Consider the following 21,114-nt stretch of genomic DNA (forward strand, 5'->3'; position numbering starts at 1 on the left):
GAGCCGTAAAGGCGAGTCCCCTGTACGGCCCCGAATTAGGTCGTATGGGGGAACTTTCCGGGAGAACGCCGGGAAAACCACCGGCGGGATCGTTCATCCAGGGCAGCGGAATGTCCGCGACCCTGGAAGGACGGAACGTCACCTATGAAGATGACCGCGCGCGGAAGCATTGCGGCACTCATGACCTGTATGGCCGCGGCCGGCGCGGCCACCCCGGCCGTGGCCGACTCGGTGCCGGTGGGTGTCCCCCTGGACGCCGTGAAGACCACACTGGGCGTGGACACCCCGCGCGTGGCCACCGCGGTGCCGGTGCCCGTCGTCGGCGCGCCGGAGGCCCCCGTCCACCACACCGGCGATCTGCTCCCCAGCCCGCTCCTCCCGTCGCTGCCGGTCACCACCCAGCTCGGCAGCACCCTGGTCGGGGCGCCGGTGCCGAACCTGCTCGGCGACCCGAAGACCGACGCCGAGGGCTCGCTGGAGTCCCCGGCCACCGACCTGCTCGCCCGCACCCCCGGCGCCGTCGTCGGCGCCCCGCTGACGATGCCGGACGGCAGCAACTACGGCATCCCGAACCTGACCACCCCCAAGCTGGGCCTGACCACCCCGGAGCTGATCGGGGCCCCGGCTGCGCTCCTCGGCCTGCGCTGATCCCCGCCGGCGCCGCCGGGACCGCGGGGGATGCCGGCTGCGCCGCGTCTCCTGAGCGAACGCCACATCAAAAAGCCGTCCGGTCTGCGAACGTGTACGCCATGGGATTCCATGTCGACTCCGAGACCGGGCGGCTTCGCCGCGTCATCCTCCACCGGCCCGATCTGGAGCTGAAGCGGCTCACACCGAGCAACAAGGACGCGCTGCTCTTCGACGACGTGCTGTGGGTGCGCCGGGCCCGCCAGGAGCACGACGGTTTCGCGGACGTCCTGCGCGACCGCGGCGTGGAGGTGCACCTCTTCGGCGACCTGCTGTGCGAGGCCCTGGAGATCCCGGAGGCCCGACACCTCGTACTGGACCGGGTGTTCGACGAGAAGGAGTACGGGCCGCTGGCCACCGACCACCTGCGCGCGGTCTTCGACCAGCTGCCGGTGACCGGGCTGGCCGAGGCGCTGGTCGGCGGGATGACCAAGCGCGAGTTCCTGGAGCGGCACGCGGAGCCGGTGTCGGTCCGCTTCCACGCCATGGAGCTGGACGACTTCCTGCTCGGGCCGCTGCCCAACCACCTGTTCACCCGGGACACTTCCGCCTGGATCTACGACGGGGTGTCCATCAACGCCATGCGCTGGCCGGCCCGGCAGCGGGAGACGGTGCACTTCGAGGCGATCTACAAGCACCACCCGCTCTTCACCTCCTCCGGCGCCTTCCACTACTGGTCGCAGGGGCAGGCGGACTACCCCTCGACCATCGAGGGCGGGGACGTGCTCGTCATCGGCAACGGCGCGGTGCTGATCGGGATGAGCGAGCGGACCACGCCGCAGGCGGTGGAGATGCTCGCGCGGGGGCTGTTCGCGGCCGGGTCGGCGACCACCATCGTGGCGCTGGACATGCCGAAGCGGCGGGCCTTCATGCACCTGGACACGGTGATGACGATGGTGGACGGAGATACGTTCACTCAGTACGCGGGCCTCGGCATGCTGCGCTCCTACACGATCGAGCCGGGGGAGGGCCTCCAGGAGCTGAAGGTGACCGACCACCCGCCGGAGCACATGCACCGGGCGATCGCCGCGGCGCTCGGGCTGGACTCGATCCGGGTGCTGACCGCGACGCAGGACGTGCACGCGGCGGAGCGCGAACAGTGGGACGACGGCTGCAACGTGCTCGCCGTGGAGCCGGGGGTGGTGGTGGCGTACGAGCGGAACGTGACGACCAACACCCACCTGCGCAAGGAGGGCATCGAGGTCATCGAGATCCCGGGCAGCGAGCTCGGGCGGGGCAGGGGCGGACCGCGGTGCATGAGCTGCCCGGTGGAGCGGGATCCGGTCTGAGACCCCTCTGTATATCAATACAGGGGATCGTATAGACTTCCAGCCTCCCCTGTCAGCGCGACCCTTGGAGTGTCCCCATGGCCACCGACCTCGTCGGCCGCAGTTTCCTCAAGGAGCTCGACTTTTCCGCCGCCGAGTTCCGCGGCCTGATCGAGCTCGCGGCCGACCTCAAGGCGGCCAAGAAGGCCGGGGCCGAGCAGCGCCGCCTCCAGGGCAGGAACATCGCGCTGATCTTCGAGAAGACCTCGACGCGCACCCGCTGCGCGTTCGAGGTCGCCGCCGCCGACCAGGGGGCGCACACCACCTACCTCGACCCGGCCAGCTCCCAGATCGGCCACAAGGAGTCGGTCAAGGACACGGCACGGGTGCTGGGCCGGATGTTCGACGGCATCGAGTACCGCGGCGACAGCCAGGAGGCCGTCGAGGCGCTCGCCGCCCACTCCGGCGTGCCGGTGTTCAACGGCCTCACCGACGACTGGCACCCCACCCAGATGCTGGCCGACGTGCTCACCATGACCGAGCACTGCGCCAAGCCGCTGGAGCGCATCGTCTTCGCCTACCTCGGGGACGCCCGCTTCAACATGGGGAACTCGTACCTGGTGACCGGCGCGCTGCTCGGCATGGACGTGCGCATCGTCGCGCCGAAGGCCTACTGGCCGGCCGAGTCCGTGGTCTCGCGGGCGCGCGAGCTCGCGGATGCCAGCGGGGCCCGGATCACGCTGACGGAGGAGGTCGCCGAGGGCGTGGCCCAGGCCGACTTCGTCGCCACCGACGTGTGGGTCTCCATGGGCGAGCCCAAGGAGGTCTGGGACGAGCGGATCGCGGCCCTGGCCCCGTACGCCGTCACGATGGACGTGCTGCGTGCCACCGGCAACCCGGACGTGAAGTTCCTGCACTGCCTGCCGGCTTTCCACGACCTGGGCACCAAGGTCGGCCGGGAGATCCACGAGCGGCACGGGCTGGACTCGCTGGAGGTGACGGAGGAGGTGTTCGAATCCGAGCACTCCGTCGTCTTCGACGAGGCCGAGAACCGGCTGCACACCATCAAGGCCGTGCTCGTCGCGACCCTCGCCGGACCGGACGCCGGTTAGGCAGGCATGGCATGGCATGGTCCCGCATAGTCATGCGGGCCGCGCCGCCAGGGTGAACCAGACGGCCTTCCCGTCCGCCGTCGGGCGGTGGCCGCAGGCCGAGCTGAGGGCGCGGACCAGCGGCAGTCCGCGGCCGTGCTCCTGCCACGGGTCGGGGAACAGCTCGTCCGGGCGGGCGGGCGGGGCGCCGGCCGTGCCGAGGGCGCCGGGCGGCCGCGGATCACCGTCGTGGACCTCGACCTGGCAGCCGTTCGCCAGCAGCTCCACGACCAGCTCGATCGGGGCCTCCCCGGCGGTGTGCTCCACGGCATTGGCGACCAGCTCCGCGGTCAGCAGCTCCGCCGTGTCGCTGTCGGCGTGAACGACGGGGACGTCGGTGAGCGCCGTACGGACGAGGGCGCGGGCGAGCGGCACCGCGGCCGTCGTACGGGGCAGCGGTATCCGCCAGGCGGAGACGTCGGGCATGCGGGACCGTCCGTTCCGGGAGCAGGGGCCAGCGGCCAGGGGCGAGGGGGCGTGGGGGGCGTGGGGCGGGGCGAGCGGGGGAGGGGGAACTTCCACTTTCAACGATACGGAGTGCCGTTTCGATCCCGCAGGGCACCCCTCACCCATGTGTCGCGTTTCTCTGACGGCAGTCACGATGCAGTGATACCGTCGATCGTGTGAGCCCCTTCATCGGTTCCACAGCAGCGACCGAACGGTGGCGCCACCTGCGGGTGACCCGGCAGGACGGCGTGGCGACCGTCACCCTCGACCGCCCCGAGAAACTCAACGCCCTCACCTTCGGCGCCTACGCCGACCTGCGCGACCTGCTCGCCGAGCTCTCCCGCGAGCGGTCCGTACGGGCCCTCGTCCTCGGCGGCGAGGGGCGCGGCTTCTGCTCCGGCGGGGACGTGGACGAGATCATCGGCGCCACCCTCGCCATGGACACGGCCCAGCTCCTCGACTTCAACCGGATGACCGGCCAGGTGGTGCGGGCCATCCGCGAATGCCCCTTCCCGGTCATCGCGGCCGTGCACGGGGTCGCCGCCGGAGCCGGCGCCGTCCTCGCCCTCGCCGCCGACTTCCGGATCGCCGACCCCACCGCCCGCTTCGCGTTCCTCTTCACCCGCGTCGGCCTCTCCGGCGGGGACATGGGCGCCGCGTACCTGCTGCCCCGCGTCGTCGGCCTCGGCCACGCCACCCGGCTGCTGATGCTCGGAGAGCCCGTACGCGCACCGGAGGCCGAGCGCATCGGCCTGCTCAGCGAGGTCACCGAGGAGGGCAAGGCAGGCCTGCGGGCCGCCGAACTCGCCGCGCACCTCGCCGCCGGGCCGGCCCTCGCGTACGCGCAGACCAAGGCGCTGCTGACCGCCGAACTCGACATGCCGCTGGCCGCGTCGGTCGAGCTCGACGCCAACACCCAGGCCCTGCTGATGAACGGCCGGGACTACGCCGAGTTCCACGCCGCCTTCACCACGAAGCGGCCTCCGGAGTGGAAGGGCAGGTAGCGCCATGCCGGCAGGCAGCGCATTGCGGGTCGCCGTCGTCGGCGGCGGGCCCGGGGGCCTGTACGCCGCCGCGCTGCTGGCCCGCCAGGGCCACACGGTCGAGGTCTGGGAGCGGGGCGCCCCCGAGGACACCTTCGGCTTCGGCGTGGTGCTCTCCGACGAGACCCTCGGCGGCATCGAACAGGCCGACACCATGGTCTACGCCGCCCTCGGCGCCGAGTTCGTGCGCTGGGACGACATCGACATCGTGCACCGGGGGAGGCTGCTGACCTCCGGCGGCCACGGCTTCGCCGCCCTCGGCCGGCGCAGGCTGCTGGAGATCCTCCACGAGCGCTGCGCCGGACTCGGGGTCAGGCTCCGCTTTCGCACCCCGGCGCCGGCCGCCGCGGTCCTGGCGGCCTCGTACGACCTGGTCGTCGCCGCCGACGGGGTGCACAGCCCGACCCGGCAGAGCGGCGCCGCGCACTTCCGTCCGACGCTGACGAGCGGGCACTGCCGGTACATCTGGCTCGCCGCCGACTTCGCCTTCGACGCGTTCCGCTTCGAGATCGCGGAGACCGAGCACGGCGTCATGCAGCTGCACGCCTATCCGTACTCCGCGGACGCCTCCACCGTGATCGTGGAGATGCACGAGACGGTGTGGCGGGCCGCCGGCTTCGACCTGTGCGACGAGGCCGAATCGGCCGCCCGCTGCGCCAAGATCTTCGGCGAGGCCCTGCGCGGGCGCCCGCTGCACGGCAACCGCTCGGCGTGGACCGAGTTCCGTACGGTCACCAACGAGCGGTGGTCGCACGGCAACGTCGTCCTGCTCGGCGACGCGGCGCACACCGCCCACTTCTCCATCGGCTCGGGCACCAAGCTGGCGGTGGAGGACGCGCTCGCCCTCGCCGAAGCGGTGGCGGCGGAGCCGGACGTACCCGCCGCGCTCGCCGCGTACGAGGCCGCCCGGCGCCCGGCGGTGGCCTCGACCCAGCGGGCCGCCGCCGCCAGCATGCGGTGGTTCGAGGAGATCGCCGGGTACGTGGACCAGCCCGCCCGGCAGTTCGCCTTCAACCTGCTCACCCGCAGCCGCCGGGTGACCCACGACAACCTGCGGCTGCGCGACGAGCGGTTCACCCGGGCCGTGGAGCGGGATTTCGGCTGCCCGGACGAGCACACCCCGCCGATGTTCACGCCGCTGAAGCTGCGTGGGCTGACCCTGCGCAACCGGGTCGTGGTCTCCCCGATGGACATGTACTCCGCCCCGGACGGCGACGGGATCCCGGGGGACTTCCACCTGGTGCACCTGGGCGCGCGGGCCCTCGGCGGGGCCGCCCTGGTGATGACCGAGATGGTCTGCGTGTCCCCGGAGAGCCGGATCACCCCCGGCTGCACCGGCCTCTACACGGCCGGGCAGGCGGCGGCCTGGACCCGGATCGCGGACTTCGTGCACACCTCCGCGCCCGGCACCGCGCTCGGCGTACAGCTCGGCCACTCAGGTGCCAAGGGCTCGACGCGGCGGATGTGGGAGGGCATGGACGACCCCCTCCCGGAGGGCAACTGGCCGGTGGCGGCAGCCTCCGAACTGCCCTACCGGCCGGGCGTCTCGGCCGTCCCGCGCGCACTGACGGCGGCGGACCTCGCATCGATCCGCTCCGATTTCGCGGCCGCCGCGGTACGGGCCGCCGGCTGCGGCTTCGACCTGCTGGAACTGCACTGCGCCCACGGCTACCTGCTGTCCGGCTTCCTGTCCCCGCTCACCAACCACCGTACGGACGCCTACGGCGGGCCCCTGGAGAACCGGCTCCGCTTCCCGCTGGAGGTCTTCGACGCGGTCCGCGCCGTCTGGCCCGCCGACCGGCCGATGACCGTCCGCATCTCGGCCACCGACTGGGCCCCCGGCGGCACTTCCGCCCAGGACGCGGTGGACATCGCGGCGGCCTTCGCCGCGCACGGCGCCGACGCCATCGACGTGTCGACCGGCCAGGTCGTGGCGGACGAGCGCCCCGAGTACGGGCGCTCCTACCAGACCCCGTACGCGGACCGGATCCGCAACGCGCTGGGCGTCCCCGTCATCGCCGTCGGCGCCATCTCCTCCTGGGACGACGTGAACTCCCTGCTGCTGGCGGGCCGCGCCGACCTCTGCGCCGTCGGCCGCCCCCACCTCTACGATCCGCACTGGACCCTGCACGCGGCCGCCGACCAGTCCTACGAGGGCCCGGCCGCTCCCTGGCCCGCCCCCTACCGCGCCGGCAGTCGCAAACCCCCGACCGGGCGGGGCTGAGGGAGGCTCACAGCGCGGCCACCTCGACGCGATCCTCCACCGGGGTGTAGCCCAGGCGCTGGTAGATGCCGTTGCTCGTCGGGTTGGACAGGTCCGTGAAGAGCAGCACCTCCGAGGCGCCGGCCGCGTACGCCGCTTCGCTGACCGCGTGCGTGACCCCGGCCGCGTACCCGCGGCCGCGCAGCGCCGGCGGGGTGTAGACCGGGCCGATGCGGGAGGCCGAGCCGATCACGCGGAAGAACCCGGCCATCGACACCGGCGTGCCGGCGTCCTCCCAGAACAGCACGCCCCCGTACGAGAGCCGGTCGCGCAGGAAGGCTTCGGAGGGGCCGCCCGGCTCCCCCGTCTCCCGCTTGAAGGCCCCGGCCCAGTCCAGCAGCAGCGGCAGGTCGGCCGCGGTGGCGGTCCGGGCCCGCCCGGCCGGGGCGGGCTGCGGGGCGAGCAGTCCGGCGAGCCGGTACAGCCGGGTCTCCTCGGCGACCTCGCTCGGCCTGCCCCAGGCCGCGGCCAGCGCCTGCGCATCGCGGCGCCGCGCGTTCAGCGCGTCGACCCCGGCGAGCAGCGGCTCGGTGGCGAGCGCGGCCCCCAGGTCGCGCACGGCCTGCGCGGGCAGCGCCCCGATCAGCAGCGGGTACGGCGGGGTGCGCAGCAGGGCGCCGGCGACGCCCCCGTCGGCTCCGGTCCACCAGCCGAAGAAGGGCTCGGCGGATCCGTAGGCGTCCGGGCCGCGGCGCTCCAGCGCGTCGAGCACGGTCAGCAGGGTGGTGTTGGCCACGGGATCGGCGGCCACGGCCGGGCCCGCTGCGGCCCGATAGGCCGCCAGGTCATGGGTGAACGTCCACGTCATGGCTCATGATGGCGCCGGACCGTTTCCCCGCGCACTCCAGTTTCAGGAGGGGAGCCAGGACGGCCACCACGGAGGCACGTTGTCGGGCCCGCACAGCCCCGAGTCCCCGCGGTAGCCGGCCGGTGTGCCCTGTGTGGCGAAGTACCAGACGACCACCACCGCCAGGACCAGCACCACGGCCGCCACGCCCACCACCGGGTTCACGCGCCGGGCGAGCAGCCAGACCAGCAGGGCGAGCACCGCGCACCCCGGGACCAGCAGGACCATCTCGAAGAACAGCTCGAACCTGCCGCCCGCCTCCCAGCCGGCGTCACAGTAGGCGCGGGCATTGGCGGCCAGGTCGTGCGCGAGGTAGCCGGCGACGGCGCCGCCCAGCGCCGAGGCCACCGCGCCCTGCCACCGCACCCGCTTGCCCGCCATGGTGGGCGGCGGCCCGAATCCGGGCGGCGGCGAACCGGCCGGCGGCTGGACCTGCGGTGGGTGCGGGGGCGGGGGCGGGGTCTCGGGAGGAAGATCGTTTCTCGTCACACCCCGACGTGACGCGCCCCCCGTCGCCTACGGTTCCACGAACCCCGCCCCGATGTCCCGCAGCCGGGCGTGCAGTTCGGTGAAGACCGCCGCCGCGCGGTCACCCGGCCAGTCCGCGGGCAGCAGCTCCCGCGGCAGCCCCGGGTCGGCGTACGGGAGGCGCCGCCAGGTGTCCAGGGCGAGCAGGTAGCCGCGGTAGGCCTCCTCCGCGGTGGGGGCCGGGCCCGACTGCAGGGCGCGCAGCACCGGCTCGTGCAGGTCGAGGAACTCCTCGTGCTGCTTGGCCAGCGAGGTCAGGTCCCACCACCGGGCCACCGCCTCGGCGGTCGGGGCGAAGCCGAGGTGGCCGCCGCGGAACAGCTCCACGTACGCCGTCAGGTGCAGCCGGTCCAGGGTGTGCCCGGTCTCCTCGTACAGGTGGGCCGGCGCGATCCACACCCCCGGTGCCACCGCCCCGAAGCCGAGGCGGGCGAGGCGCGAGCGCAGCAGGTGTCTCTTGTGCCGCTCCTGCTCCGGTACGGAGAACACCGCCAGCAGCCATTCGCCCGCCGGGTGCGCACCGCGCTCCCCGTAGATCCGCCGGTCGCCGTCGTCCAGCAGCTGCCGGGCCTCCGCGGAGAGCTCGTACCCCGCCGAGCCGTCCGCGGCGCGCGCGGGCAGCAGGAAGCCGCGCCGCTTCAGCCGGGACACCGACGAGCGGACCGACGGGGCGTCCACTCCGGCCGCGCCCAGCAGGCGGACCAGCGCGGACACCGGGACGGGACCTTCGAAGGCCCGCCCGTAGGCGCCGTAGAACGTGACGATCAGGGATCGCGGAGTGTGCTGCTCGACCACGGGCCTACTGTAGATCGCGCAGCCGGAACCGCTGCAGTTTCCCGGTCGCCGTCCGGGGGAGGGCCGGGAGGAAGACGAAGGCGCGCGGGCACTTGTACGGGGCCAGCTCGGCCCGCATGAACGCGCGCAGGTCCTCCTCGCCCAGCACCGCGCCCGCCCGTGCGACGGCGTACGCCACCACGATCTGCCCGCGTCGCTCGTCCGGGCGGCCCACCACCGCGGCCTCCGCCACGTCCGGGTGGCGCATCAGGGCTTCCTCCACCTCCGGGCCCGCGATGTTGTAGCCCGCCGAGACGATCATGTCGTCGGCCCGGGCGACGTACCGGAAGTAGCCCTCCGGATCGCGCACGTAGGTGTCCCCGGTCAGGTTCCAGCCGTCCCGTACGTACTCCTCCTGCCGCGGGTCCGCCAGGTACCGGCAGCCCACCGGGCCGCGTACGGCCAGCAGCCCGGGCTCGTTGTCCGCGACCGGGCGGCCTGCGGCGTCCACCACCCGGGCCTGCCAGCCCGGCACCACGCGGCCGGTCGTTCCGGGGCGGATGTCCTCGTCGGCCGCCGAGATGAAGATGTGCAGCAGCTCGGTGGCGCCGATGCCGTTGATGATCCGCAGTCCGGTGCGCTCGTACCAGGCCTGCCAGGTGGCCGCCGGGAGGTTCTCGCCCGCCGAGACGCAGCGGCGCAGCGCGGACAGGTCGTAGGTGCCCACGTCGTAGGGGCCCAGCTCGTCCAGCATCGTCCGGTACGCGGTGGGCGCGGTGAACAGCACCGTGACCCGGTGTTCGGCGAGGGCGGGCAGCAGCCGGCGCGGGACCGCCTGGTCGAGCAGCAGCGCGGAGGCGCCGGCCCGCAGCGGGAAGACGACCAGGCCGCCGAGGCCGAAGGTGAAGCCGAGCGGCGGACTGCCCGCGAAGACGTCGTCGGGGCGGGGGCGCAGGACGGTGCGGGAGAAGGTGTCGGCGACGGAGAGCAGATCCCGGTGGAAGTGCATGCAGCCCTTGGGCCGGCCGGTGGTTCCCGAGGTGAAGGCGATCAGGGCCACGTCGTCGGCGGAGGTCTCGACTGCGGGGAACGCGGCCGGGTGCCGTTCGGCCAGCCGGAGCAGGTCGTCCTCCCCCTCGCCGCCGTACGGGGTGATCCGCAGGCCGGGCACCTCCGCCTTGGCCAGGTCGTCCAGTACGCCCACGTGGCACAGCGCGTGCTGCACCCGGGCCATCGCGCAGACCGTGGCCAGCTCCTGCGCCCGCTGCTGGGCGAGTACGGTCACGGCCACCGCGCCCGCCTTCATCACCGCCAGCCAGCACGCGGCGAGCCAGGGGCCGGTGGGGCCGCGCAGGAGCACCCGGTTCCCCGGGACCACGCCGAGGTCGGCCGTGAGCACGTGGGCGATGCGGTCCACGCGCCGGCGCAGCCCGCCGTACGACCACACCTCGCCGGCGGCGCTGCGGAAGGCGGGGCGGTCGGGCCCGAACCGTTCGATGGTGGCGTCGAGCAGCTCGGCGCCGCAGTTGAGCCGGTCCGGGTAGGCCAGTTCGGGGAGCTCGAAGAGGAGCCGCGGCCAGGCGTGCGGCGGCGGCAGATGGTCGCGCGCGAAGGTGTCGGCGTGGGCGGAAGGCTTGAGCTCCAAGGCGGGTTCGCCCCCTTGCAACGACAGCGGCTCCCCGGGTGGGGGACCGAAGTGGCGGAGCGGGCCGTACGGGTGCGCTACGAGCGTATCGTGATGGTGACGGCAGTCAACAGGACGCGATAGAACCGGGGATGTTCGGATGAACGGATTCGCGCTCGGGGCGGAACAAGAGGAGTGGTGCGGGCAATTGCGCGCACTGGCGGCGGACCGGCTGCGGCCGCTGGCCGACAAGGGGGAGCCGGGGCGGGTCAACCGCCCGCTGCTCGCGGCGCTGGGCGAGCTGGGCCTGCTGGAGCGGGTCTTCACCTCGGGGGCGCTGGAGCTGTGCCTGCTCCGCGAATCCCTCGCGTACGGGTGCACGGAGGCGGAGACGGCCCTGGCCCTGCAAGGTCTCGGGGCGCATCCGGTGCTCCGCTCGGGCACGCCGGAGCAGCGGGCGCGCTGGCTGCCGGAGGTCCGGGCCGGGCGGGCGGTGGCGGCCTTCGCGCTGAGCGAGCCGGGGGCGGGGTCGGACGCGGCGGCGCTGGCGCTGGAGGCCGTACGGGACGAGGGCGTACGGGATGAGGGCGTAGGCGGCGGGCACGGCGGCGCGGGCCGGGGCGGCTGGCGGCTCAGCGGCGAGAAGTGCTGGATCTCCAACGCCCCCGAGGCGGACTTCTACACGGTGTTCGCCCGGACGGGCGAGGGCCCGGCCGCCAAGGGGGTCACGGCCTTCCTGGTCCCGGCCGACCGCCCCGGGCTCTCGGGCGAGCCCCTGGACATGCTCTCCCCGCATCCGATCGGCCGGCTGTCCTTCGACGGGGTCCCGGTCGGCCCGCAGGACCTGCTCGGCGAGCCCGGCCGGGGCTTCCGGGTGGCGATGGACACCCTGAACCGGTTCCGGCCGAGCGTGGGCGCCTTCGCCGTCGGCATGGCCCGGGCCGCCCTGGACGCGACCCTGGCGTACACGGCGGCGCGGCGCGCGTTCGGCGGCGTACTGGGCGACCTTCAGGCGGTGGGCCACCGGGTGGCCGAGATGGCCACCCGTACCGAGGCCGCCCGGCTCCTGGTCTACGCGGCGGCGGGGGCGTACGACGCCGGCTCGCCGGACGTGCCCCGCCGGTCGGCGATGGCGAAACTGCTCGCGACGGAGACGGCCCAGTACGTGGTGGACCACGCGGTCCAGCTGCACGGGGCCGTCGCCCTCGAGCGGGGCCACCTGCTGGAGCACCTGTACCGGGAGGTCCGGGCCCCGAGGATCTACGAGGGCGCCAGCGAGGTGCAGCGCACCATCATCGCGAAGGAGCTCTACCGGTGAGTGCGGAGCGGATCAATCCGGCGGAGCTCTCCCCGCCGACGGGCTTCTCCCACGCCGTGGCGGCGAGCGGCTCCCGGCTGGTCTTCCTGGCGGGCCAGACCGCGCTCGACGCCGAGGGAAAGGTGGTGGGGGACACCCTGCCCGAGCAGTTCGAACGCGCCCTGGGCAACCTCCTGACGGCCCTCGCCGCGTCCGGGGGCGCTCCGGCGGACCTGGCCCGGGTGACCGTGTACACGGTCGACGTGGAGGCGTACCGCGTCCACGCGCCCGAACTCGGCCGTATCTGGCGCCGGCTGGCCGGCCGCGACTACCCGGCCATGGCGGTCATCGGGGTCGTCCGGCTCTGGGACGAGCCGGCACTGGTCGAACTGGACGGTATCGCCGTACTCGGTGAGGTCTGACGTACGTTGTCGAACCGCTGACCAGGTGGTTTTGACAGCGGGCCAGAGAAGGGTGAGGGTGGAAATGACCTTTTTATAAGGAAATGTCCTCAATGCTCGGAGGTGCATGGTCATGCGCCGTGTCATCACCGCGACGGTTGTGGCAGGAGCCGCAGGCGTCGCGCTCGGCCTGATGCCTGTCGGCGGGGCGTTCGCCGCGGGTCTGCCCCAGACCCAGCAGAACAACTCGGGATGGTGCTCCGACGACTGGCGCCGGGACAGCAACAACTGGCGCGACTGCTGCGACTCCTCCCGCTGGAGCAACTGGAACGACCGTCCCAGCTGGTGCTGGGACAACGACTCGTGGAACAACGGCCGTCACAACAACGCCAACTGGAACGACAACTGGAACAACGGCCGTTGGAATGACAGTCGCTCCAACCATGACAACCGCAACGACAACAACTGGAACGGCGGCCACGACAACGGCTGGAGCGACAACGGATCCGGCCGCGGCCACGACGGCGGCGGCGGATACGGCGGCGACGGCGGTGGCAGCGGCGGCCACGACGGTGGTGGCGGCTACGGCGGCGACGGCGGCGGTGGTGGCGGCAACGGTGGCGGCGGGGGCGGCGACGGCGGCGGCGGCAACGGTGGGGGCGGCGGCGGCAACGGCGGCGGCGGAGGCAACGGTGGGGGTGGCGGCGGCGGCGGCCACTAGCCCCCCGTCAGCGTCCGGGTGAGCGGGCCCGGGGCTTCCATGAGCCGGTAGTCCCGGTGCCCGCCCGTCCTCCACAGCCACCCGGGGCGGATGCTCAGCCGGCCAGCAGGTTCCCCATCCACTCCTCGATCCCCGCCACCGTGCGGGGCAGGGCGCCCGACATCAGTCGGGCGCCCGTTGCCGTGATGACCAGGTCGTCCTCGATGCGCACGCCGATGCCCCGCAGCTCCGGCGGCAGGGTCTCGTCGTCCGGTTGCAGGTACAGGCCCGGCTCGACCGTCAGCACCTGGCCCTCCTCCAGGACCCCGTCCAGGTAGGTCTCCGCGCGCGCCTTCGCGCAGTCGTGGACGTCCAGTCCCAGCATGTGGCCGCTGCTGCACAGCGTGTACCGCCGGTGCAGGTCCCCCCGCGCGTCCTTCAGGACGCCCCACTCCGCCAGGCCCTCCGCGATCACCCGCATCCCGGCCCGGTGGAAGTCCCGGAAGCTCGCGCCCGGGCGCAGCGCCGCCATGCCCGCGTCCTGCGCCGCCAGCACCAGCTCGTACACCTGGCGCTGGACGGGGGAGAAGCGCCCCGAGAGCGGGAGGGTGCGCGTGATGTCCGCCGTGTAGAGGCTGTCGGTCTCCACGCCCGCGTCCAGCAGCAGCAGATCGCCGCGGTCGAGCCGGCCGTCGTTGCGGATCCAGTGCAGGACGCACGCGTGCGCGCCCGACGCCGCGATCGTGTCGTACCCGGTGCCGTTGCCCTCCGCCCGGGCGCGCAGGCCGAAGACCCCCTCGATCCACCGCTCGCCGCGCGGGTGCGCCAGTGCGTGCGGCAGCGCCCGTACGACGTCCTCGAATCCGGCGGTGGTGTGGTCGACGGCGAGTTGGAGCTGCCCGACCTCCCAGGCGTCCTTCACCAGCCGCAACTCGGAGAGGGCGGCGGCCAGTTCGGTGTCGGTCGCGGCGTTGCGGCCGGCCGGGGAGCCGAGGTCGTCCAGGTGGGCGCAGCGCAGGCCGGTCAGGCGCTCGGCCTCGGCCAGGTCGGCGCGGCGGCCGACCCAGAACTCCCCGTACCGGCGGTCCCGGTAGAACTCCTCGTTGCCGTCGGCGCGCGGGGAGCGGGGGCGCAGGTACAGCACGGGCTCGTGGCCGTGCGGGCCCGAGGGCTCCAGTACCAGGACGTGGCCCACCTGGTCCTCGCCGGTCAGCCCGGTCAGCCAGGCGTACGCGCTGTGCGGGCGGAAGCGGTGGTCGCAGTCGTTGGAGCGGACCTTGAGCTCGCCGGCCGGGACGATCAACCGCTCGCCCGGGAAGCGCGCCGAGAGGCGCTCGCGCCGGACCGGGGTGACCTCGTACGCCGGGACCCGCGCGGTGTCGGGGAGGGGTGACGGCGCCCAGTCGGCGGCCATGAAGCGGGACAACTCCGGTGATACCGGCAGGTCGTGGCTGCCGATGTTGAGGCGGGAGGGGGTGTCGGCCATCGGGGCTCCCTCAAGAAGATGCGAACTGGTGGGCGCACAGGTCTTGTCAGTGCAATTTCACATTACTATGTTACAGCTCACACCGCGGCACGTTAATCCCCGTCAAACGCCGTGTGACGCAGGGCAGTTCAGGCATTTCGCGTATCACGCACCACCTCGCGCACCACTTCCCCCACCTCCCTTCCCAACCAGGAGTCCTTGGTGTCTCAGCACAGAGCTGTGCGTACGTCTCTCCTCTCCGCCGCGGTCGCGGTGACACTGCTCGCCTCCGCCGGCCAGGCCGTGTCCCAGACCGCGGACCGGGCCCCCGCGGCCGCCCCCGCCCCGGCCGCCGTGCCCGGCACCTTCACCTCCGGAGCACCCGGCGCGAACCCGTTCGACGAGGTCGAGCACCGCGCCTCGCCCAAGGAGGCCGCCCCGGCGACGGCCCAGGCTCCCGGCGGGATCGCCGCCGACGGCCGCGTCCCCGGAGCCGCCCCGGCCGCCGACCGGCCCGCGCGCCTGACCGAGCGCAGCGAGAAGAGCCGCGAGCGCGCCGCCGCCCAGGCCGCGCCCACCGCGCGGAGCGTCGCCGCCGGCGTCCCCTGCACCCTCGACGGGATCACGGGCCTCAGCCCCGAGCAGTTCGCCGACTTCCTGGCCGACCCGGCCGTCACCGCCGACGGCTGTTTGCGCGGACTGGTCTGGACCTGGGACGCCCGCCTCGCGCCCGTCATGGACGACGCGCACGTCCAGGCCGTCTCCCGCCGGATATCCGGCCTGGCCGCCGCCCACGACGGCCGCAACTCCTCGCACCTGGAGGAGATGTTCACGTACCTGCACGCGGCGATCTACCACGACTTCTCGCGCGAGGAGATCGACCTCACCGACGCGGCGACCGCCGACGCCATGAGCCGGGCCGTCACCGACTTCGGCAACGCCGCGCGCACCTTCGACGTCACCGCCTCCAATGCCCGGACCCTGCGCGAGGCCCTCTACGCCACCGGCCCCGGCATGCGCCAGACCCAGCTCGGACTGATCAAGAAGGTCCTGGCCACCCTGGACGCCTCGCACCCCGCCACCAGCGGCGACGCGAACTGGGGCGGCGCGGCCCTCGCCGCCCTCACGGTCAACTACCTCGGCGTCTACCCGGGCAACCAGGACGCCGCCTTCCACGCCGCGGCCAAGGCCGACCCCGCCTACCGGGCCGCCTTCAAGGCCTTCGCCGGATACACCCACCTCAAGGGCACCACCAACGCGTGGGTGGTGCGCGACGCGCTCGGCGAGTACGGCCGCTTCGGCCAGATCGAGGGCCTCCAGGACCAGACCGCCACCGACCTCGGCGCCCTCCTGGAACCGGTCAAGTCCGCGTGGGGCAACGGCAGCGAGCCCTGGGCCAAGATCGTCTCCTGGCTGAACACCTACAACGCGTGCAAGCAGTACGGGGTGTGCAAGGAGGACATCGAGAAGATGCTCTTCCCGAACACGTACACCTACGACAACGGCGCCATCAAGGTCCGCACGGCCCTCGACCGGGCCACCGTCGACCAGCTCTACTACGCGAGCAAGCAGGTCAAGACGCAGTTCCACCGCGTCATCGGGACCGACCAGCCGCTCGCCGGCGACCCCAACACCACGCTGAACATCGTGCTGTACGCCTCCCGCGCCGACTACGTGACCTACCAGACGATGCTGTACGGCTACGGCACCGAGAACGGCGGCATGTACATCGAGAACGGCGCCACGTTCTACACCTACCAGCGGCGCGTCCCGCAGGACTCCTCCCTCACCCTCGAGGAGCTCTTCCGGCACGAGTACACGCACTACCTCAACGGCCGGTTCGCCGTCCCCGGGTTCTTCGGCGAGGGCCCCTGGTACGAGGGCGACCGCACGACCGCGATGGACGAGGGCACCGCCGAGTTCTTCGACGGCGCCACCCGCGACAACGGCATCGCCGTCCGCAAGTCCCTGGTCAAGGGCATCATCAACGACACCGCCGGCGGCGGCCCGCGGATGACGGTCGAGCAGCTGCTCAACGCCACGTACGACGGCGACGGCTTCCGCTTCTACAACTATGCGGGCACCTTCTTCGAGTTCCTGTGGACCGAGAAGCCCTCGCTGCTGCGCGAGATGTACACCCACCTGCGGGCCAACGACGTGGCCGGGTACGACGCCTGGCGCCACCGGATGGGCGCGGACTCCTACCTCCAGCGCGACTACAACCGCTTCCTGGACGCGCAGATCGCCAAGGTCGACCAGCTCTACGTGCCGAACACCAGCTTCACGCCCAACGGCCAACTGCGCGACGCGGCGCTGGCCAACGTGAAGTCGGCCTTCGCGACCGCCACCTACAACACCCCGGACTGCGTGGAGAACGGGGACCCGGGCAAGCGCCGGTTCACCTGTACCGGCCGGATCAGCGCGAACCTGAAGAACTGGCGCAGCGACGACCAGAACTTCAAGGACATGTCGGAGACGGTGGACTACTTCATCCTCGACCGGGCGGCTCCGGCCTCCAACAACCTGGCCGACATGAACTGCTCCTTCGGCCCCGTGGAGATCTGGACCGACCACAAGGCGGGGACGTCGAGCTACAGCTGCGAGGGCCCGCTGCGCAGCTGATCCGGCGCCGGCGGCCGGTCCGATTCCGAACGGGGGGGCGGACCGGCCGCCGGACCGTAGGCGACCCTAGGCACCTACTAAAGAATGTGACATATTACTGCCGTGCCCAAGAGACATCCCCTGGACGTCGTGATCATCGGCGCCGGCGTCGTCGGAGCCGCGATCGCGTACTACGCGGCCCGCGCCGGACTCTCCGTGGCCGTCGTCGACCGCGGCCCCGTCGCGGGCGGCACGACGGGAGCCGGGGAAGGAAACCTGCTCGTCTCCGACAAGGAGGCGGGCCCGGAGCTCGACCTGGCCCTGCTGTCGGCCGGCCTGTGGCGCGAACTCGCCGCCGTCCTCCCGCAGGAGATCGAGTACGAGGCCAAGGGCGGGCTCGTCGTCGCCCCGGACGAGGCTTCGCTGGGGGCGCTGCGGGACTTCGCCGAAGGCCAGCGCGCCGCCGGGGTCGAAGCCGTCGAGGCGGGCCCCCGCGACCTCCGCGAGCTGGAGCCCCATCTGGCCCCGGGTCAGGTCGGCGGCTTCCTGTACCCGCAGGACGCCCAGGTCCAGCCGGCCCAGGCGGCGGCGAGGCTGCTGGCCGCATCGGGGGCCTCGGTGCACCTCGGCGAGGAGGTGACGGGCATCCTCGCGGGACCCGGGGGCGTCCGCGGGGTCCGCACCCGAGGCGGTGAACTCCTCGCCCCGGCGGTGGTGAACGCGGCCGGGACCTGGGGCGGGCGCATCGCGGAACTGGCCGGGGTGTCCCTCCCGGTGCTTCCGCGCCGCGGGTTCGTCCTGGTGACGGAGCCGCTGCCGAGGGTGGTCCGGCACAAGGTCTACGCCGCGGACTACATCGCCGACGTGGCGAGCGGCTCGGCGGCGCTCCAGTCCTCGGCGGTGGTGGAGGGGACGCCGGCGGGGCCGGTGCTCATCGGGGCGACCCGGGAGCGGGTCGGCTTCGACCGCAGCCTGTCGGTGGAGGCCCTGCGGCGCCTCGCCGCGCAGGCGGCGGCGCTCTTCCCCGTCCTGGCCGACGCCCGGGTGCTGCGCACCTACCACGGCTTCCGCCCGTACCTCCCGGACCACCTCCCGGCGATCGGCCCGGACCCCCAGCTCCCGGGCCTCCTGCACGCCTGCGGCCACGAGGGAGCCGGCATCGGCCTCGCCCCGGCCACGGGCGTCCTGATCACCGCCGCCCTGACGGGGTCTGAGCCCCCGCTCCCCCCGGCCCCGTTCCACCCGGCCCGCTTCGACCAGGATCCGGCCCGATGACCGTCCAGGAGAACCCCCGATGAGCCGAACCCCCCGCACCCTCGTCGGCGGAGCCCCCTCGGCCACCTACGTCCTGCGCTTCGACGGCCGCGAGCTCACGGCCCAGGCGGGCCAGAGCATCGCCGCCGTGCTCTGGGGCGCCGGGATCCTCGCCTGGCGGACCACCCGCCAAGGCGGCGCCCCGCGCGGGGCGTTCTGCGGGATCGGCAGCTGCTACGACTGCCTCGTCACCGTCAACGGCCGCCCCAACCAACGCGCCTGCCTCGTCCCCGCCCGCCCCGGGGACACCGTCACCACCCAGGAGGGAACCGGCCATGCCGAGCTCGGCGTCTGACACCGCCCCGCCCGACCTCGCGATCGTCGGCGCGGGCCCCGCCGGGCTGGCCGCCGCCGTCACGGCCGCCGGACTCGGGCTCCGGGTCGTCCTCCTCGACGCGGGGGAACGCCCCGGCGGCCAGTACTACCGCCACCCCGCGCCCGGACTCGGGGCGGACCGTCCCGAAGCCCTGCACCACGGGTGGGCCGCCTTCGCCCCGCGCGAAGCCGCCCTGCGCGCTCACGCGTCGGCCGGCCGGATCACGTACCTCCCGGCCCACCACGTCTGGGCCGTGGTCCCGGGCGGCGGCCCCGGGTGGACGCTGCACGCCGTCGCCGGTCCCGAGGAGGCGGCCGCCAGCGTGCACGCCCGGGCCGTGCTCCTCGCCACCGGGTCGTACGAGCGGCAACTGCCCTTCCCCGGCTGGACCCTGCCCGGGGTGGTCGGGGCCGGCGGGGCCCAGGCCATGCTCAAGAGCGGGCTCGTACTGCCGGGCAAGCGCGTCGTCGTCGCCGGGAGCGGCCCGCTGCTGCTCGCCGTCGCCGGGTCCCTGGCGGCCGCCGGGGCCCGGGTGCCGGCCGTGGTCGAGGCCGCCGCGTACACCGCGTACGCCGGCCACCTCCCCGCCCTGCTGCGCAACCCCGGCAAGCTCGCCGAGGCCGCCACGTACGGCAGCGCCCTCCTGCACCGGCACATCCGCCTCCTCACCCGGCACGCCGTGACCGAGGCCCACGGCACCGACCGGGTCGAGGCCGTCACCGTGGCCCGCCTGGACCGGGACTGGCGGCCCGTGCCCGGCACCGCCCGCCGGATCCCCTGCGACGCTCTCGCCGTCGGCCACGGGCTCGTGCCCCAGCTGGAGCTGGCGACCGGCCTCGGCTGCGCCACCCGCGTCACTCCCGACGGCACCGTCGCCCTGGAGCTGGACGCCGAACAGCGGACCTCGGTCCCCGGGATCTGGTCCGCGGGCGAGACCGGCGGTATCGGCGGCGCCCAACTGGCCCTGCTCGAAGGGGAGATCGCCGCACACTCGATCGCCGTACACGCGATCGCCGGCCGGCCCGCGCCAGCCGCCCTCGCCCGCCGCCGCGCCCGCCTGCGCGTCTTCGCCGAGGCGATGGGCGCCGCCCACCGCCCCGGCGACGGCTGGACCGGCTGGCTCCGCGACGACACCGACGTGTGCCGCTGCGAGGAGGTTCCGGCCGGCCGGATCCGCGAGGCCGTCGCCGACCTCGGCGCGCGGGACGCCCGTACGGTCAAACTCCTCACCCGCTCCGGAATGGGCTGGTGCCAGGGCCGCATGTGCGGACCGGCCGTCGCCGCCCTCGCCGGCGGCGGGCCCGCGCCCGACCGGCGGCCCCTGTCCTGCCCGGTCCCGCTGCGCCACCTCGCGGAACTGCCCCCGGCGGACGGCTGATCGGGCGGTCCGGACCCTTGTGGCCGCCTCACACCCACTAGTAAAATGTCACACATCACTCTAGGGAGCTCTCTCATGACCGACGCGCACACCCCCGCGCCCACCACCGGTACGGACACCCGCACCCGCCCCTGGCACGGCATCATGGTCGCCACCGCGCTGCCGCTGCGCGAGGACCTCACCGTCGACCACGACGCCTACGCCGAGCACGTGGCCTGGCTCATCGCCAACGGCTGCGACGGCGTGGTCCCCAACGGCTCCCTCGGGGAGTACCAGACCCTCACCGACGAGGAGCGGGCCCGCGTGGTCCGCACCGCCGTCGAGGCGGCCGGCGACGGCGCCCGCGTCATGCCCGGCGTCGCCGCCTACGGCAGCGCCGAGGCCCGCCGCTGGGCCGACCAGGCCGCCGAGGCCGGGGCCGGCTCCGTACTCCTGCTGCCCCCCAACGCCTTCCGGGCCGACGAGGCGACCGTGCGCGCCCACTACGCCGACGTCGCCCGCGCCGGGCTGCCCGTCGTCGCGTACAACAACCCCATCGACACCAAGGTGGACCTGACCCCCGCCCTCCTCGCCCGCCTGCACGGCGACGGCAGCATCGTCGCCGTCAAGGAGTTCAGCGGGGACGTCCGCCGGGCGTACGAGATCGCCGAACTCGCCCCGGGCCTCGACCTGCTCATCGGCGCCGACGACGTCCTCCTCGAACTCGCCCTCGCCGGCGCGGTCGGCTGGATCGCCGGCTACCCCAACGCCCTGCCGCGCTCCTGCGCCGAGCTCTACCGGGCCGCCGTCGCCGGGGACCTCGCCACCGCGCTGCCGCTCTACAAGTCCCTGCACTCGCTGCTGCGCTGGGACTCCAAGACCGAGTTCGTCCAGGCCATCAAGCTCTCCATGGACCTCGCCGGACGCCCCGGCGGCGCCACCCGCCCGCCCCGCTTCCCGCTCACCGGGGAGATCGAGGCGGCCGTCCGCGCCGCCACCGAGAAGGCCCTCGCCGAGGGCCACAACTAGTC

Annotated in this window: 19 protein-coding genes; 13 read left to right on the forward strand and 6 right to left on the reverse strand. The window is 73.6% G+C overall.

Annotated features, from left to right (window positions below):
- Positions 1 to 180: 180 nt before the first annotated feature.
- The 3 genes from IF02_RS0106920 to argF all read left to right on the forward strand — a co-directional run bounded on the left by IF02_RS0106920 (position 181) and on the right by argF (position 3,067).
- Positions 181 to 648: a hypothetical protein gene (locus IF02_RS0106920; protein WP_234318114.1), complete on the forward strand. Its 468-nt coding sequence runs from the start codon at positions 181 to 183 to the stop codon at positions 646 to 648.
- Positions 649 to 749: 101 nt separating this feature from the next.
- A complete protein-coding gene (locus tag IF02_RS0106925; protein ID WP_030154429.1) occupies positions 750 to 1,976 on the forward strand; it encodes an arginine deiminase in 1,227 nt (408 codons plus the stop codon).
- Between the two features lie 77 nt (positions 1,977 to 2,053).
- The gene (gene argF / locus IF02_RS0106930) at positions 2,054 to 3,067 is read left to right on the forward strand and encodes an ornithine carbamoyltransferase (protein WP_030154431.1); all 1,014 of its coding nucleotides are present in this window, start codon (positions 2,054 to 2,056) and stop codon (positions 3,065 to 3,067) included.
- A gap of 30 nt (positions 3,068 to 3,097) precedes the next feature.
- Here the strand turns inward: argF and IF02_RS0106935 are convergent, their stop codons facing one another.
- Positions 3,098 to 3,532: an ATP-binding protein gene (locus IF02_RS0106935; RefSeq protein WP_030154433.1), complete on the reverse strand. Its 435-nt coding sequence runs from the start codon at positions 3,530 to 3,532 to the stop codon at positions 3,098 to 3,100.
- Positions 3,533 to 3,729: 197 nt separating this feature from the next.
- On the opposite strand from IF02_RS0106935, the gene IF02_RS0106940 reads away from it, so the two are divergent.
- Entirely contained in the window at positions 3,730 to 4,557 is an 828-nt protein-coding gene (locus IF02_RS0106940; protein ID WP_030154434.1) for an enoyl-CoA hydratase family protein, read from the forward strand.
- A gap of 4 nt (positions 4,558 to 4,561) precedes the next feature.
- Positions 4,562 to 6,820 (forward strand): bifunctional salicylyl-CoA 5-hydroxylase/oxidoreductase, encoded by a 2,259-nt coding sequence (locus tag IF02_RS0106945; protein WP_030154437.1) that lies wholly within the window; start codon positions 4,562 to 4,564, stop codon positions 6,818 to 6,820.
- Positions 6,821 to 6,827: 7 nt separating this feature from the next.
- Here IF02_RS0106945 and IF02_RS0106950 read toward each other — a convergent pair whose 3' ends face one another.
- From IF02_RS0106950 to IF02_RS0106965, 4 genes are read right to left on the reverse strand one after another with little or no spacing between them, the layout of a single operon-like run.
- Positions 6,828 to 7,667, reverse strand: a complete 840-nt coding sequence (locus tag IF02_RS0106950; protein WP_030154439.1) for a GNAT family N-acetyltransferase — start codon at positions 7,665 to 7,667, stop codon at positions 6,828 to 6,830.
- A gap of 42 nt (positions 7,668 to 7,709) precedes the next feature.
- Positions 7,710 to 8,195: a hypothetical protein gene (locus IF02_RS34250; RefSeq protein WP_158708464.1), complete on the reverse strand. Its 486-nt coding sequence runs from the start codon at positions 8,193 to 8,195 to the stop codon at positions 7,710 to 7,712.
- Between the two features lie 27 nt (positions 8,196 to 8,222).
- The gene (locus tag IF02_RS0106960) at positions 8,223 to 9,029 is read right to left on the reverse strand and encodes a PaaX family transcriptional regulator C-terminal domain-containing protein (RefSeq protein ID WP_030154443.1); all 807 of its coding nucleotides are present in this window, start codon (positions 9,027 to 9,029) and stop codon (positions 8,223 to 8,225) included.
- A gap of 4 nt (positions 9,030 to 9,033) precedes the next feature.
- Positions 9,034 to 10,653: an AMP-binding protein gene (locus IF02_RS0106965; protein WP_030154445.1), complete on the reverse strand. Its 1,620-nt coding sequence runs from the start codon at positions 10,651 to 10,653 to the stop codon at positions 9,034 to 9,036.
- A gap of 139 nt (positions 10,654 to 10,792) precedes the next feature.
- On the opposite strand from IF02_RS0106965, the gene IF02_RS0106970 reads away from it, so the two are divergent.
- The 3 genes from IF02_RS0106970 to IF02_RS35095 all read left to right on the forward strand — a co-directional run bounded on the left by IF02_RS0106970 (position 10,793) and on the right by IF02_RS35095 (position 13,051).
- Positions 10,793 to 11,950, forward strand: a complete 1,158-nt coding sequence (locus IF02_RS0106970) for an acyl-CoA dehydrogenase family protein (protein ID WP_030154447.1) — start codon at positions 10,793 to 10,795, stop codon at positions 11,948 to 11,950.
- The gene (locus tag IF02_RS0106975) at positions 11,947 to 12,351 is read left to right on the forward strand and encodes a RidA family protein (RefSeq protein WP_030154449.1); all 405 of its coding nucleotides are present in this window, start codon (positions 11,947 to 11,949) and stop codon (positions 12,349 to 12,351) included. Before IF02_RS0106970 ends, IF02_RS0106975 begins: the two co-directional genes overlap by 4 nt.
- A 112-nt stretch (positions 12,352 to 12,463) precedes the next feature.
- Complete coding sequence (locus IF02_RS35095) at positions 12,464 to 13,051, forward strand: hypothetical protein (protein ID WP_199809187.1); 588 nt, start codon at positions 12,464 to 12,466, stop codon at positions 13,049 to 13,051.
- A gap of 94 nt (positions 13,052 to 13,145) precedes the next feature.
- On the opposite strand, the gene IF02_RS0106985 is transcribed toward IF02_RS35095, so the two are convergent.
- Positions 13,146 to 14,516, reverse strand: coding sequence for an aminopeptidase P family protein (locus tag IF02_RS0106985; RefSeq protein WP_030154453.1), 1,371 nt, complete (start codon positions 14,514 to 14,516; stop codon positions 13,146 to 13,148).
- 201 nt (positions 14,517 to 14,717) lie between these two features.
- Here IF02_RS0106985 and IF02_RS0106990 point away from each other — a divergent pair, with 201 nt between their 5' ends.
- The 5 genes from IF02_RS0106990 to IF02_RS0107010 all read left to right on the forward strand — a co-directional run bounded on the left by IF02_RS0106990 (position 14,718) and on the right by IF02_RS0107010 (position 21,112).
- Positions 14,718 to 17,117, forward strand: coding sequence for a collagenase (locus tag IF02_RS0106990; protein WP_030154455.1), 2,400 nt, complete (start codon positions 14,718 to 14,720; stop codon positions 17,115 to 17,117).
- Between the two features lie 102 nt (positions 17,118 to 17,219).
- Positions 17,220 to 18,371 carry an NAD(P)/FAD-dependent oxidoreductase gene (locus tag IF02_RS0106995; RefSeq protein ID WP_030154457.1) on the forward strand — a complete coding sequence of 384 codons (1,152 nt, stop codon included), beginning with the start codon at positions 17,220 to 17,222 and terminating at the stop codon, positions 18,369 to 18,371.
- Positions 18,372 to 18,390: 19 nt separating this feature from the next.
- Positions 18,391 to 18,705, forward strand: coding sequence for a (2Fe-2S)-binding protein (locus IF02_RS0107000; RefSeq protein ID WP_030154459.1), 315 nt, complete (start codon positions 18,391 to 18,393; stop codon positions 18,703 to 18,705).
- Positions 18,686 to 20,104 (forward strand): FAD-dependent oxidoreductase, encoded by a 1,419-nt coding sequence (locus IF02_RS0107005; protein WP_030154461.1) that lies wholly within the window; start codon positions 18,686 to 18,688, stop codon positions 20,102 to 20,104. The genes IF02_RS0107000 and IF02_RS0107005 overlap by 20 nt, the downstream gene beginning before the upstream one ends.
- Before the next feature lie 75 nt (positions 20,105 to 20,179).
- On the forward strand, positions 20,180 to 21,112 hold the full coding sequence (locus IF02_RS0107010; RefSeq protein ID WP_030154463.1) for a dihydrodipicolinate synthase family protein: 933 nt from the start codon (positions 20,180 to 20,182) through the stop codon (positions 21,110 to 21,112).
- Positions 21,113 to 21,114 lie beyond the last annotated feature (2 nt).

Origin of the sequence: Streptomyces sp. NRRL S-244 (genome assembly GCF_000717915.1) — a bacterium.
Classification (GTDB): domain Bacteria; phylum Actinomycetota; class Actinomycetes; order Streptomycetales; family Streptomycetaceae; genus Streptomyces.